Origin of the sequence: Pseudomonas sp. MPB03 (assembly GCF_046605385.1) — a bacterium.
Taxonomy (GTDB): Bacteria; Pseudomonadota; Gammaproteobacteria; order Pseudomonadales; family Pseudomonadaceae; genus Aquipseudomonas; species Aquipseudomonas zanjanensis.
Genome location: NZ_CP176770.1, coordinates 1,471,677 through 1,485,895 on the forward strand (window position 1 = coordinate 1,471,677; position 14,219 = coordinate 1,485,895).

The 14,219-nt window shown below is 63.2% G+C and carries 12 protein-coding genes; 10 read left to right on the top strand and 2 right to left on the bottom strand.

Annotated elements, in window-relative coordinates; all coding sequences use genetic code 11:
* Window positions 1-32: 32 nt before the first annotated feature.
* From ppc to ACLH0I_RS06390, 7 genes are all read left to right on the top strand, one after another.
* The gene (gene ppc / locus ACLH0I_RS06360) at window positions 33-2,663 is read left to right on the top strand and encodes a phosphoenolpyruvate carboxylase (RefSeq protein ID WP_411386590.1); all 2,631 of its coding nucleotides are present in this window, start codon (window positions 33-35) and stop codon (window positions 2,661-2,663) included.
* Window positions 2,664-2,955: 292 nt separating this feature from the next.
* Window positions 2,956-3,603, top strand: a complete 648-nt coding sequence (gene adk / locus ACLH0I_RS06365; RefSeq protein WP_072408226.1) for an adenylate kinase — start codon at window positions 2,956-2,958, stop codon at window positions 3,601-3,603.
* Between the two features lie 94 nt (window positions 3,604-3,697).
* Complete coding sequence (tsaB, locus tag ACLH0I_RS06370; RefSeq protein WP_411386591.1) at window positions 3,698-4,375, top strand: tRNA (adenosine(37)-N6)-threonylcarbamoyltransferase complex dimerization subunit type 1 TsaB; 678 nt, start codon at window positions 3,698-3,700, stop codon at window positions 4,373-4,375.
* A gap of 365 nt (window positions 4,376-4,740) precedes the next feature.
* Complete coding sequence (locus ACLH0I_RS06375) at window positions 4,741-5,049, top strand: hypothetical protein (protein ID WP_186705474.1); 309 nt, start codon at window positions 4,741-4,743, stop codon at window positions 5,047-5,049.
* Entirely contained in the window at window positions 5,049-5,909 is an 861-nt protein-coding gene (locus tag ACLH0I_RS06380; RefSeq protein ID WP_250963607.1) for a DUF72 domain-containing protein, read from the top strand. Before ACLH0I_RS06375 ends, ACLH0I_RS06380 begins: the two co-directional genes overlap by 1 nt.
* A 33-nt stretch (window positions 5,910-5,942) precedes the next feature.
* Window positions 5,943-6,764 carry an oxaloacetate decarboxylase gene (locus ACLH0I_RS06385; RefSeq protein ID WP_411386592.1) on the top strand — a complete coding sequence of 274 codons (822 nt, stop codon included), beginning with the start codon at window positions 5,943-5,945 and terminating at the stop codon, window positions 6,762-6,764.
* Between the two features lie 16 nt (window positions 6,765-6,780).
* The gene (locus ACLH0I_RS06390) at window positions 6,781-7,479 is read left to right on the top strand and encodes an extensin family protein (RefSeq protein ID WP_411386593.1); all 699 of its coding nucleotides are present in this window, start codon (window positions 6,781-6,783) and stop codon (window positions 7,477-7,479) included.
* A 1-nt stretch (window position 7,480) separates the two neighbouring features.
* Here the strand turns inward: ACLH0I_RS06390 and ACLH0I_RS06395 are convergent, their stop codons facing one another.
* Window positions 7,481-8,101 (bottom strand): energy transducer TonB, encoded by a 621-nt coding sequence (locus tag ACLH0I_RS06395; RefSeq protein ID WP_411386594.1) that lies wholly within the window; start codon window positions 8,099-8,101, stop codon window positions 7,481-7,483.
* Between the two features lie 109 nt (window positions 8,102-8,210).
* Between ACLH0I_RS06395 and ACLH0I_RS06400 the strand changes: the two genes are divergently transcribed.
* Entirely contained in the window at window positions 8,211-8,993 is a 783-nt protein-coding gene (locus ACLH0I_RS06400) for a class I SAM-dependent methyltransferase (protein ID WP_250963603.1), read from the top strand.
* Between the two features lie 245 nt (window positions 8,994-9,238).
* On the opposite strand, the gene ACLH0I_RS06405 is transcribed toward ACLH0I_RS06400, so the two are convergent.
* Window positions 9,239-9,874, bottom strand: a complete 636-nt coding sequence (locus ACLH0I_RS06405) for a TetR/AcrR family transcriptional regulator (protein WP_411386595.1) — start codon at window positions 9,872-9,874, stop codon at window positions 9,239-9,241.
* A 93-nt stretch (window positions 9,875-9,967) separates the two neighbouring features.
* Between ACLH0I_RS06405 and ACLH0I_RS06410 the strand changes: the two genes are divergently transcribed.
* A complete protein-coding gene (locus tag ACLH0I_RS06410) occupies window positions 9,968-11,068 on the top strand; it encodes an efflux RND transporter periplasmic adaptor subunit (protein ID WP_186705481.1) in 1,101 nt (366 codons plus the stop codon).
* Window positions 11,069-11,073: 5 nt separating this feature from the next.
* Window positions 11,074-14,139: an efflux RND transporter permease subunit gene (locus ACLH0I_RS06415; RefSeq protein WP_411386596.1), complete on the top strand. Its 3,066-nt coding sequence runs from the start codon at window positions 11,074-11,076 to the stop codon at window positions 14,137-14,139.
* The last annotated feature ends 80 nt before the right edge of the window (window positions 14,140-14,219 follow it).

Genomic DNA, 14,219 nt, shown 5'->3' on the forward strand with positions numbered 1-14,219 from the left:
GCTGTCCGGATTTTTTTGCTGGAGAAATGCTGATGACCGATATCGATGCCCGCTTGCGTGAGGATGTCCACCTGCTGGGCGAACTGCTGGGCAATACCATCCGCGAACAGTACGGGGACACGTTTCTCGACAAGATCGAGCAGATCCGCAAGGGCGCCAAGGCTGACCGACGCGGTTCCGTGGATGCCGAACTCAGTGCCAGCCTCAATCAACTGAGCGAGGACGAACTGCTGCCGGTGGCGCGCGCGTTCAACCAATTCCTCAACCTCGCCAACATCGCCGAACAGTACCAACTGATCCATCGCCGCGAAGAATCGCAACCGGCGCCCTTCGAAGCACGGGTCCTGCCTGAGTTGCTCGCCCGGCTGCGGGCCGAAGGCCATGGCGCCGAGGCCCTGGCCCGGCAGTTGGGCCGCCTGGAAATCGAACTCGTCCTCACCGCCCATCCCACGGAAGTGGCCCGCCGTACCCTGATCCAGAAATACGACGCCATCGCCGCGCAACTGGCGGCCCAGGATCATCGCGACCTGACCATCGCCGAGCGCGCGCAGATCCACGAGCGCCTGCAACGCTTGATCGCCGAAGCCTGGCACACCGAAGAAATCCGCCGCACCCGGCCGACCCCGGTGGATGAGGCCAAGTGGGGCTTCGCGGTGATCGAGCATTCGCTGTGGCACGCCATTCCCAATTATCTGCGCAAGGCCGACCAGGCCTTGCATGCCGCCACCGGGCTGCGCCTGCCGCTGGAGGCCGCGCCGATCCGCTTTGCCTCGTGGATGGGCGGTGACCGTGACGGCAACCCGAATGTCACCGCCGCCGTGACCCGCGAGGTGCTGTTATTGGCGCGGTGGATGGCGGCGGACCTGTACCTGCGTGACGTCGACCAACTGGCGGCCGAGCTGTCCATGCAACATGCCAGCGAGGCCTTGCGGGCCCAGGCCGGCGACAGCGCCGAACCGTATCGTGCCGTGCTCAAGCAACTGCGCGAACGCCTGCGCGCCACCCGCAACTGGGCCCATGCCTCCTTGAGTGCCGCCACGCCGCCAGGCGCCGAGGTGTTGCAGCACAACCGCGAACTGCTGGACCCCCTGGAGCTGTGCTACCACTCCCTGCACGAATGCGGCATGGGCGTGATTGCCGATGGGCCGCTGCTCGATTGCCTGCGGCGGGCGGTGACCTTCGGCTTGTTCCTGGTGCGCCTCGATGTGCGCCAGGACTCGACGCGCCATACCGCCGCCATGACGGAAATCACCGACTACCTGGGCCTGGGTCGCTATGAGGATTGGAACGAGGAGCAGCGCATCAGCTTTTTGCTGGAGGAGCTGAATAACCGGCGTCCACTGCTGCCGGCCCATTTCAAGCCCTCGGCCGACACGGCGGAAGTGTTGGCGACGTGCCGGGAAGTGGCCGCGGCGCCGGCGGCGTCCCTGGGTTCCTACGTGATCTCCATGGCCGGCGCGGCGTCCGATGTCCTCGCTGTGCAACTGTTGTTGAAGGACGCCGGGGTGTTGCGGCCGATGCGAGTGGTGCCGCTGTTCGAGACCCTGGCCGACCTGGACAACGCCGGGCCGGTGATCGAGCGGCTGTTGCTGCTGCCGGGCTATCGTTCACGGCTGCAGGGCCCTCAGGAAGTGATGATCGGCTATTCCGATTCGGCCAAGGACGCCGGGACCACGGCGGCGGCCTGGGCGCAATATCGGGCCCAGGAACGGCTGGTGGACATCTGCCGCGAGCAGCAAGTCGAATTGCTGTTGTTCCACGGTCGTGGCGGCACCGTGGGCCGTGGTGGCGGTCCGGCGCACGCGGCGATCCTGTCCCAGCCACCGGGTTCGGTGGCGGGGCGTTTCCGCACCACCGAGCAGGGTGAAATGATTCGTTTCAAATTCGGCCTGCCGGACATCGCCGAACAGAACCTCAATCTGTACCTCGCCGCAGTGCTTGAAGCGACGTTGCTGCCACCGCCGCCACCCACGCCCGAATGGCGACACCTGATGGACGAATTGGCGGCCGATGGCGTCAACGCCTACCGCGCGGTGGTGCGGGAGAACCCGCAGTTCGTCGAGTACTTCCGCCAGTCCACCCCCGAGCAAGAACTTGGCCGCCTGCCCCTGGGCAGCCGGCCGGCCAAGCGTCGCGCCGGCGGCATCGAAAGCTTGCGGGCGATTCCGTGGATCTTCGGCTGGACCCAGACCCGCCTGATGTTGCCGGCCTGGCTCGGCTGGGAAACCGCACTGAGCAAGGCCCTGGAGCGTGGCGAAGGGGCGTTGCTGGGGCAGATGCGCGAGCAATGGCCGTTCTTCCGGACCCGCATCGACATGCTGGAGATGGTGCTGGCCAAGGCCGACGCCGACATCGCCCGCTCTTACGACGAGCGTTTGGTGGAATCTGGGCTGCTGCCTTTGGGTGCGCATTTACGCGACCTATTGTCGCAGGCCTGCACGGTGGTGCTTGGCTTGACCGGTCAGTCGCAGCTACTGGCACATAGCCCAGCCACGCTGGAATTCATCCGCCTGCGCAACACCTACCTCGACCCGTTGCACCTGTTGCAGGCCGAACTGTTGGCGCGCTCACGCCAGCAGGAAGTTGCCCAAGGCAGCCCCGTGGAGCAGGCATTACTGGTGTCTGTGGCGGGGATTGCCGCCGGGTTGCGCAATACCGGCTAAGATCAGGCAGCGCACCGAAACGGCTCGCCCGGCGTTCCCGGGCGTTGTTCGGCGGGGGCGGGGACAGGTCGACCAGGCGACAGTTTGTTGCCCGGTTGCGACGCTCGCCACCCCCTCCGAAGGTCGTATCGGGCGCAGGTTCCTCCGACTTTCGGCGGCTTGTGTGGGTCGGGCCTGCTGTGTATCTTGATCAGCCTTTGGCCGTTTGGGCGGTCACGATCCAGTTTTTCGAAGATTGGCCCCGCGAGGCGAATCCGAGCGTTTTACATAAAAAAATTTGAGGAGCACATCGATGCGCGTCATTCTGCTGGGAGCTCCCGGGGCCGGTAAAGGTACTCAGGCAAAGTTCATCACCGAAAAATTCGGTATCCCGCAAATCTCCACCGGCGACATGCTGCGTGCCGCGGTCAAGGCGGGCACGCCACTGGGCGTTCAAGCCAAGAGCATCATGGATGCCGGCGGCCTGGTGTCGGATGACCTGATCATCGCCCTGGTCAAGGATCGCATCGCTCAACCCGACTGCGCCAATGGCTTCCTGTTCGATGGCTTCCCGCGCACCATTCCCCAGGCTGAAGCCCTGGTGACTGCCGGTGTCGAACTGGATGCAGTGGTCGAGATTGCCGTTGAGGACGAGGAAATCGTCCAGCGCATTGCTGGTCGCCGCGTTCACGAGCCTTCCGGCCGCGTCTACCACACCGTCTACAATCCGCCGAAAACCGAAGGCAAGGACGACGTGACCGGTGAAGAGCTGGTGCAACGCAAGGACGACACCGAAGAAACCGTGCGTCATCGCCTGTCGGTCTACCATTCCCAGACCAAGCCGCTGGTGGACTTCTACCAGAAACTGTCGGCTGCCAATGGCAAGCCGAAATACAGCCATATCGAAGGCGTCGGTTCGGTTGAAGCGATCACCGCCAAGGTGCTTGCAGCCTTGAGCTGAAAAGCCTGATCAGTTGCATCAACTACGGCCCGCTTGCGGGCCGTAGTTGTTTATACTGGCGCACTTTTTTCCCACCTGATTTACGGACACATCGATGAGCACCTTGCTGGCCCTGGACACCGCGACTGAAGCTTGCTCCGTTGCCTTGCTGCACGACGGCAAGGTCACGAGCCATTACGAGGTGATCCCGCGCCTGCACGCGCAGAAGCTGCTGCCGATGATCCAGCAACTATTGAGCGACGCCGGCACGACCTTGCAGGCGGTGGATGCGATTGCCTTTGGCCGTGGGCCGGGGGCGTTTACCGGTGTGCGCATCGCCATCGGTGTGGTGCAAGGGCTGGCATTTGCCCTGGAGCGTCCGGTGCTGCCGGTATCGAACCTCGCGGTGCTGGCCCAGCGTGCCTTGCGCGAACAGGGCGCTCGCCAAGTTGCCGCGGCCATCGATGCGCGCATGGATGAGGTGTATTGGGGCTGCTATCGCGAAACCGACGGCGAGATGCGCCTGGTCGGTGCTGAAGCGGTGTTGCCGCCCGAAGCGGCGGCGTTGCCGGGCGATGCCAGCGGTGATTGGTTCGGCGCCGGCACCGGTTGGGGCTATGGCGAGCGGATCGGTGTCAGTCTCATCGGCCAGGACGCCTCGATGCTGCCCCATGCCGAGGACCTGCTGGCCCTGGCACGCTTCGCCTGGGAACGTGGCGAGGCCATTCCAGCGGATGATGCGCAGCCAGTATATTTGCGGGACAAAGTCGCAACCCCCAAGTCCGAGCGGTAAAAAGCATCACTCCGCTCTCAAGCGGGCAGCGTTGTGGCGAGGGAGCTTGCTCCCGCTGGGCTGCGAAGCGGCCCCCAGAAAATTGATTTCAGGCCGGCAAGATAAGGCGCGAATCAGATTTCGGGGCCGCTTCGCGCCCCAGCGGGAGCAAGCTCCCTCGCCACAAAAGCATGGGGTCACCCCAAAAAGCGGTGTCTCGCAAAAGTCATTTACGCCCCCAAAAGTCACACCCGACCTTGCCAGTCGTCACTTTTTCCGCCCGTTTTTAAACCTTTTCGACTTTATGTGTTCTAGTTATCACTTGCGCATTTGCGCGGCTGCGAAAGTGCCGCTAAATTGCCATCATTGATACCGAGCATTCTGTTATGCGTATAGACGGCGTTTCATCCCAGTCCTACCCCATCAAGCGTCGGCCTCGTGCGGGTAAAGCCAGCGAGCCGGAAAACTTCGATGACATCGATGGCGAGGTGGAGTTTCCGTCTGAAGAGCAACTGGCCGCCCGCGCCGCCAAAGCCTCTGCGCAACGCCTGAGCAATCTCCCCGCCCGTCAGCAAGACATGCTTTATCACCGTGCGATGAGCCGCAGTGTCTCCACGGCCCTGGCGAGTTACCTGAGCACCGCCGGTTTTGTCGATTGGGATATGGAAGTGCTGGGACTCGATCTCTACATCTGATGGTCTTGCCTTACTACCTGGGCTGTCCGTCCTGGAGCGAAAACGCCTGGCGCGATTACCTTTATCCCCAGGATGCGAAAAGCACCGATTTCCTCGATCTCTATTCCCAAGTGTTCAATGCCGTGGAAGGCAATACGACCTTCTATGCCAGCCCGGCTGCGACGACCGTGCAGCGCTGGGCCGAGATCATGCCCAAGCACTTTCGCTTCACCGCCAAGTTCCCTGGCGACATCAGCCACAATGGCGACTTGCGCGAGCGCCTGACGGCCACTGAAACCTTCCTGCAACTACTCAGCCCCTTGGGCGAACGCGTTGCGCCGTATTGGCTGCAACTGTCCAAGGCCTTTACCCCGAATCGGTTGCCGGAACTGGCGGGGTTCATCGACGCCTTGCAGCGCCCCTTGGCGGTCGAAGTCCGTCACGATGATTTTTTTGCCAAGGGCGACGCCGAACGACGGCTCAATCGCTTGTTGCTCGATCGCGGCGTCGAACGCATCTGCCTCGATCCCCGGGCCTTGTTCAGTTGCACCTCCCTTGATCCCGCCGTGCTTCACGCACAATCGAAAAAGCCCCGGGTGCCGCCCCGGCCTGCGGCGTTCACCCAATGCCCGCAAGTGCGCTTCATCGGCCATCCGGTGCTGGAAGCCAACGAGCCGTTCCTGACGCCATGGGTAGAAAAAATCGCCGCGTGGATCGAAGAAGGGCGCACGCCCTATATCTTCCTGCACACCGCCGACAACCGGCTGGCCGCCAGGCTCGCGCAACGTTTTCACGAGCGATTGATGCATCGATTGCCTGGCTTGCCGGCCCTGCCTGCGCTATATAGAGAGCCCGCCGCCGAGCAACTGGGTTTGCTCTGAGGCCCACTCCCTCTCTGCTCAGGAGCGAACTACATGGAAGCGCACATTCGTCGAGCCCAGGCGTTCAAGGCCTTGCACGAACGCGAAGGGGCTTTTGTCATTCCCAACCCGTGGGACGCCGGTTCGGCCAAGATGCTGGCCAGCCTCGGCTTTGAAGCCTTGGCGACCACCAGTGCCGGTCACGCCTTTTCCCTGGGCCGACCCGATGGCGCGCTGGGCCTGGATGACACCCTGGCCAACGTGCGGGCGATTGTCGCGGCCACTGACCTGCCGGTGGCCGTCGACCTGGAAAACGGTTTTGCCGATGCCCCCGAGGATTGCGCCCGCAGCCTGCTCCGAGCCGCGGAGGCCGGCGCGGTGGGTGGTTCGATCGAAGATGCCACGGGGCGCGAAGACAGCCCGATCTATTGCTTCGACCACGCGGTAGCTCGGGTCAAGGCTGCCGCCGAGGCCGTGCGCAGCTTGCCGTTTCCCTTCCTGCTGACTGCCCGGGCGGAAAATTTCCTGCATGGCAATCCGGACCTGGACGACACCATTCGCCGCCTCAAGGCCTTCGCGGACGCGGGGGCCGACGTGTTGTACGCCCCGGGGCTGAGCAGCGCCGAACAAGTGCTCGCGGTGGTGCAGGCCGTGGCGCCAAAACCGGTGAACGTGCTGATGTCCGGGGCGCTGGACCTGACGGTGGCGCAGTTGAGCGAGCTGGGCGTCAAGCGCATCAGTGTCGGCTCGGCGCTGGCCCTGGCCGCGTATGGCGAGTTTTTCCGCGCCGCCGAGGAGATCCAGGAGCAGGGCACATTCACCTTCACGCGCCGCTCGATGCCGTTCAAGCAGGCCAACCAATTATTCAAGGGTTGATGCCCGAGGCAATATCGTGCGGTTTTTGAAAGCGCTTGCGGTCGTGGCCCTGCTCATTGGCCTTGCCGTGCTGGGGGTATGGCGCGGCTGGGTGGCGCTGCCGCCCCAATGGAATCCCTGGGCGCCTTTGGACGTCAACCTGGCGCCCAACCTGCTCACCCGTTTCAAACTCATGGCCCTGCGCAACGACCCGCAGCTGTGCGACCAGGCCCTCGCCACCTCCGGGCTGCGCACCGCGCGCCAGGCCGACAGCGGCGCCAATACCACATGCCCATTGACCAATGTCTTGAGGGTGCAGGGCGGTGAGGTGGCCTTGAGCAGCAGCTTCCTCGCCAGTTGCCCGCTGGCGGTGGCGTTTGCGTTGTTCGAGCGTCACGGGTTGCAGCCGGCGGCCATGGCGGTCTACGGGCAGAAAGTGACGCGGGTCGATCACCTGGGCAGTTTCGCCTGTCGCAACATGTACGGGCGTGAGAGCGGGGCGCGCAGCCAGCACGCCACCGCCAGCGCGCTGGACATCGCCGGGTTTCGCCTGGCCGATGGGCGCACGATCAGCGTGCTCAGGGACTGGCCCAAGGACACGGCCGATGCGCGCTTTTTGCGTCAGGCTCGGGATGGCGCCTGCGATATGTTCAGTGTGGTCTTGAGCCCGGATTACAACGCGGCGCACCGCAACCATTTTCATCTGGATGTGGGGCCATGGTGGATCTGTCGCTGATTTAAGCGGCGATGCGCAGGTTCTGCAGCACGATCGGACGTGCCCAGCGGGTGTCGAAGTCCAGTTGTTTCTGCTGCGCCACCAATTCCTCTTCCGGGAACGGCGGGAACGGCTTGTCCAGCAGCTCGAGTTCGAATTCGGCGATCGGCAGGTGCAAGGGGCGCGGTTGTGGCGCCGGGCCCGGTTCCGGCAGTGGTTGGCCGGCGGTGAGGACGAGTGGGCGGACCCAGTTGCTTTCGAAGGTCTGCTGTTGTTGCTGGGCAACGATTTCTTCTGGCGGGAACGGCGGGAAAGGTTTGTCCAGCAGGTCGAGTTCGAATTCTGCGATGGGCAGGAACAACGGTTCTGGCGGCTTGACCGGTGTTTCGGTCACTTCGCAGGTGCGCTGGCTGACGATATGCGCCAGCAGTTCGGCGCCGAGGGTCGGTTCAACGGCCTCATCGAGGGGCTCTGGCTGGTAGCTGCCGGGTGCCGGTGCGTTGTCACCCAGTTGATCGGCCAGGGCCCGGGCAAAGAAATCCTGCCACAGGTGACTGACGCCGCTCAGCGCTTGGGTGTTACGCAGGCTGTAATCGCCGTAAGGGGAGATAACGCCTATCGATGTGGATTGAATGTCTGACATTTTTCTCGGTCGACGCTCAGCTCTGGCAAAATGCCGTTCACCGTTGTTATCGGCCGTTTTTGCCGATCCTTAATTTTTTGAGCATGTTTTCCATAAGTGAACAACTTCCATGAGTGAGCAACCCGCGGCCTGCCGCATCCATGTCGAGGCCCTGGCCCCGGCCTTCCAACCGCAGGCCGAACACTGGGCCGAGCGGCTTGGCCTGCCTTTGCAAGGGGACGAAGGCGAGTTCGCCTTGCAGGTCGGTGAGCAAGGGGTGCAGTTGCAGCAGTTGGGCCCGGATGCGCCAGGGCCGGTGCGCGTGGACTTCGTCGAGGGTGGGGCGGCCCATCGGCGGTTGTACGGCGGCGGCAGTGGCCAGATGATCGCCAAGGCAGTCGGGATCGCCCAGGGTGTGCGCCCGCGGGTGCTGGATGCCACCGCCGGGTTGGGCAAGGATGCGTTTGTGCTGGCCAGCCTGGGCTGTGAAATGAGCCTGATCGAGCGTCAGCCGCTGATTGCGGCCTTGTTGGAGGATGGCCTGGCTCGTGGCGCAGAGGACTTCGACGTGGCGCCGATCGTGGCGCGCATGCGCCTGCTCAAGGGCAACGCCATCGAGGTGATGCGCAACTGGGAAGGCGAACCGCCCCAGGTGATCTATCTGGACCCGATGTTCCCTCATCGTGAAAAAACCGCCCTGGTGAAGAAGGAAATGCGCCTGTTCCGGCCCCTGGTGGGCGATGACCCGGACGCCCCGGCGCTGCTCGCCGCGGCCCTGGCCTTGGCGACTCATCGAGTGGTGGTCAAGCGCCCACGCAAGGCCCCGTGCATCGAAGGGCCGAAGCCGAGCCATGGGCTCGATGGCAAGTCCAGTCGCTACGACATCTATCCGAAGAAAGCGCTCAAGCCTTGAGACCGAGTTGCCTGCATCGCGAGCAAGCTCGCTCCCACAGGGTTTGTCGTCGAATGATGGAGATGTGTTCGCACCGGTCAACTGTGGGAGCGAGCCTGCTCGCGATAGCGGTTTGTCTGAGACGGTGATGTTGGCTGTGCCATCGCCTTCGCGAGCAGGCTCGCTCCCACATTGGATCCGTGGTGTTCATCAAACCCTGGGGGAGCGAGCTTGCTCGCGATGGGGCCCTTCCAGCCAGCGAAAGGCTAAGGCCGATAAGCCCGCACGAACAACCCCACCACTTCCTGCACATGGGCCTCGGCGGCTTCGGGTTCCGGGGCCGGGCCGCAGCCTGACAACAAGCGGAAGTTCGCCGCGCCCTTGATCAAGCAGAAGAAGTGTTCGGCGGCATTGCGCGGTTTATCGATGCTCAGGGCGCCGCTCTGGTTGACCTTGGCCAGCAGCCGCTCCATGCCTGAGAGCATCCGTTGCGGACCGGCTTCGTAGAAAATCGTCGACAGCTTCGGGTCTTGGCTGCCCAGGGCCATGATCAGGCGATGCAGGTTCAACGATTCATCGCTGTTGATCAGTTGATTGAACCCGCGGGCAATGTTCAGCAACACGTGTTCGATCGGAACGCCGTCAGGCCATTCGTAAAACAGCGATGGCACCTGCTCTTCACATTTGGCCATCACGGCAGCGGAAAACAGCGTCTCCTTGTCGTTGAAATGGCTGTAGACCGTCAGCTTCGAAACGCCCGCCTCGGTGGCGACGGCGTCCATGCTGGTATTGGCATACCCCATGCTCAGGAACAGGCGTTTCGCCGCGTCGAGAATGGCCTGGCGCTTGGCCAGGTCCTTGGGGCGGCCAGGGCCGCTAGGGGATGAAGGATTGTTCGACATTCTTCGCTTTAATACTGGACTGGTGAGTTTGCTATTAATAACATACTCGCCAGTATAATTATTCCAAGCATCATTAGCGAAAGGTCACTCGCCATGTTCCGCTATGCCCTGCCCCTCGCCATGCCAGTCGCCCTGGCTTTTTTATTGTCTGCGTGCGGTCATGACGAGCCGGTGCCCGTCGCCGTGCGTCCCGCCATGGTGGTCAAGCCTGAGCCGTCGGCCCAGGCGATGGACAGTTACCCTGGCGAAGTGCGAGCACGTTTCGAGCCTGAACTGGCCTTTCGCATTGGCGGCAAGGTGAGCCGACGACTGGTGGAAGAGGGGCAGCGGGTCAAGGCCAATCAACCGCTGGCCGAGCTCGACCCCGAGGACGTGCGCCTGCAACTGGAAGCGACCCGTGCCCAGGTCGCTGCCGCCGAGGCCAACCTGAACCTGGTCCGCGCCGAACGTGACCGCTACAAGACCTTGATGGAGCGGCAGATGGTCAGCCGCTCCCAATACGACAACGCCGAAAACCTCTACCGCTCCGGCACCGCACGGCTCAAGCAGATCAAGGCCGAGTTCGATGTCGCCAACAACCAGGCCAGCTATTCGGTGCTGCGTGCGCCCCAGGATGGCGTGGTGGCCCGGCGTTCGGTGGAAGTCGGGCAGGTGGTTTCGGCGGGACAAACCGTTTTCACCCTGGCCACCGATGGCGAGCGTGAAGTGCTGATCAGCCTGCCGGAACAGGGCTTTGGCCGGTTCAAGATCGGCCAGCCGGTGTCGGTCGAGTTGTGGAGCCAGCCTGACCAGCGCTTCAGCGGGCGGATTCGTGAGCTGTCCCCGGCCGCCGACCCCAAGTCCCGCACCTTCGCCGCCCGCGTGGCCTTCACCGCCGGCAGTGTTCCGGCGGAGCTGGGCCAAAGTGCCCGGGTGTTTATCCAGACGGCTGAAAAGGCGCCGCTGTCAGTGCCGCTATCAGCCCTCACTGCCGAGAATGGCGCCACCTACGTCTGGGTCGTCAACCCGGACAACACGGTCAGGAAAGCCCCGGTGCGCGTGGGTGCCTTCGGCGAAAAAACCGTGCCGGTGCTCGAAGGCTTGAGCGCCAATGACTGGGTGGTGGCGGCTGGCATACATGTGCTCCTCGACGGCCAGCAGGTGCGGCCGGTGGATCGCTCCAACCGCGTGGTCAACCTGGCGGCCAAGGAGTAATCCCAATGGGTTTCAATCTTTCCGAATGGGCGTTGCGTAACCGCCAGATCGTACTGTTCCTGATGCTGTTGCTGGCCATTGTCGGGGCGCTTTCCTACACCAAGCTCGGCCAGAGCGAAGACCCGCCGTTCACCTTCAAGGCCATGGTCATTCGCACCGTGTGGCCGGGGGCGACGGCCGAGGAAGTGTCGCGCCAAGTCACCGAGCGTATCGAAAAAAAGCTGATGGAAACCGGCGATTACGAAAAGATCGTCTCGTTCTCCCGCCCGGGGGAATCCCAAGTGACTTTCGCGGCGCGTGATTCCATGCATTCGGCGCAGATTCCCGAGCTGTGGTATCAGTTGCGCAAGAAGATCGGCGACATCCGCCACACCTTGCCGCCGGATGTCCAAGGGCCGTACTTCAACGATGAATTCGGCACCACCTTCGGCAATATCTACGCGCTGACCGGCGAAGGCTTCGACTATGCCGTGCTCAAGGACTACGCCGATCGCATCCAGCTCCAGCTGCAGCGGGTCAAGGATGTGGGCAAGGTCGAACTGATCGGTTTGCAGGACGAGAAGATCTGGATCGAGTTGTCGAACGTTAAGCTGGCGACCCTCGGCCTGCCCTTGGCGGCGGTCCAGCAGGCCCTTGAAGAGCAGAACACGGTTTCCACCGCCGGCTTCTTCGAAACCGGCAGCGAGCGTTTGCAGCTACGGGTCTCGGGGAATTTCCAGACCGTGGAAGAGATCCGCAACTTCCCGATCCGGGTCGGCGATCGTACGTTCCGTATCAGCGACCTGGCGGACGTGCGTCGCGGTTTCAACGACCCGCCGGCGCCCCGCATGCGCTTCATGGGCGAAGACGCCATTGGCCTGGCCGTGGCGATGAAGCAAGGCGGGGATATCCTGATTCTGGGCAAGGCCCTTGAGGTCGACTTTGCTCGCCTCCAGAACTCACTGCCGGCCGGCATGCAATTGCACAAGGTGTCGGACCAGCCGGCGGCGGTGAAAACCGGGGTCGGTGAGTTCGTCCAGGTGCTGGTGGAAGCACTGACGATCGTGTTGCTGGTGAGCTTCTTCTCCCTCGGGCTGCGCACCGGGATGGTGGTGGCCCTGGCGATTCCTCTGGTGTTGGCGATGACCTTCGCCGCCATGTATTACCTGGGGATCGGCCTGCACAAGATTTCCCTCGGTGCGCTGGTGTTGGCCCTGGGGCTGCTGGTGGACGACGCGATCATTGCCGTGGAGATGATGGCGATCAAGATGGAGCAGGGCTTCGACCGGATCAAGGCGGCCAGCTTCGCCTGGACCAGCACCGCATTCCCGATGCTCACCGGTACCTTGATCACGGCGGCGGGCTTCCTGCCGATCGCCACCGCGCAATCGGGCACCGGCGAATACACCCGTTCGATTTTCCAGGTGGTGACACTGGCATTGCTGGCCTCTTGGGTGGCTGCCGTGGTGTTCGTACCGTACCTGGGGGAAAAGCTCCTGCCGGACCTGGCGAAAATTCACGCGGCTAAACATGGCACGACTGACGGCCAGACCGACCCTTACGGCACGCCGTTCTATCAGCGTGTCCGGCGGATGGTGGAGTGGTGTGTGCGTCGGCGCAAAACCGTCATCCTGCTGACCGTGCTGTTGTTTGTCGGCTCGGTGGCGTTGTTCCGTTTCGTGCCGCAGCAGTTCTTCCCGGCATCGGGGCGGCTGGAGCTGATGGTCGACTTGAAGCTGCAGGAAGGCGCCTCCCTGAGCAATACCGCCGAGCAGGTCAAGCGCCTGGAAGCGCTGCTCAAGGACCATGCCGGCATCGACAACTATGTGGCCTACGTCGGCACCGGTTCACCGCGCTTCTACTTGCCCCTGGATCAACAGCTGCCGGCCTCCAGCTTCGCCCAGTTCGTGGTGCTGGCCAAGACCATCGAAGATCGCGAGCCGTTGCGCAGTTGGTTGATTTCGACCCTGAACGAGCAATTCCCGACCCTGCGCTCGCGAGTCACGCGCCTGGAAAACGGCCCGCCGGTCGGCTATCCGGTGCAGTTCCGCGTCACGGGTGAGCACATCGAAGAAGTCCGGGCCCTGGCGCGGAAAGTGGCGACAAAAGTTCGCGAAAACCCCTACGTGGTCAATGTGCACCTGGACTGGGAGGAGCCGAGCAAGGTGGTGTACCTCAACGTTGACCAGGACCGCGCCCGGGCCCTGGGCGTCAGCACCACCCACCTGGCGAGTTTCCTGCGCAGCTCCCTCACCGGCTCCAGCGTCAGCCAGTACCGGGAAGACAACGAACTGATCGAGATCCTGCTGCGCGGTACGGTGCATGAGCGCACCGAGCTGTCGTTGCTGCCGAGCCTGGCGGTGCCGACCGACAACGGCAAGAGCGTGGCCTTGTCGCAGATCGCGACGTTGGAATACGGTTTCGAGGAGGGCGTGATCTGGCACCGCAATCGGCTGCCGAGCGTGACCGTGCGGGCCGATATCTACGGCAAGGAACAACCGGCGACCCTGGTGCAACAGATCTTCCCGACCCTGGACCCGATTCGCGCCGAGCTGCCGGACGGTTACCTGCTGGAAGTGGGCGGTACGGTGGAGGATTCGGCCCGTGGCCAGAAATCGGTGAATGCCGGTGTGCCGTTGTTCATCGTGGTGGTGCTGACGCTGCTGATGCTGCAACTGCGCAGCTTCTCACGCACGGCCATGGTGTTCCTTACGGCGCCCCTGGGATTGATCGGCGTCACGCTGTTCCTGCTGGTGTTCCGCCAGCCGTTCGGCTTCGTCGCCATGCTGGGCACCATTGCGCTGTCGGGGATGATCATGCGCAACTCGGTGATCCTGGTGGACCAGATCGAGCAGGACATCAAGGCAGGGCTGGCGCCTTGGCAGGCGATCATCGAAGCCACGGTGCGGCGCTTCCGCCCCATCGTGCTCACCGCTCTGGCAGCGGTGCTGGCGATGATCCCGCTGTCGCGCAGCTTGTTCTTCGGCCCGATGGCGGTGGCGATCATGGGCGGCCTGATCGTGGCCACGGCGTTGACGCTGTTGTTCCTGCCGGCGTTGTATGCGGCGTGGTTCAGGGTCAAGAAAACCTGATCAACAGGTGTACACCTAACCTGTGGCGAGGGAGCTTGCTCCCGCTCGGTTGCGCAGCAACCGCAAAAGCTTGGGGCCGC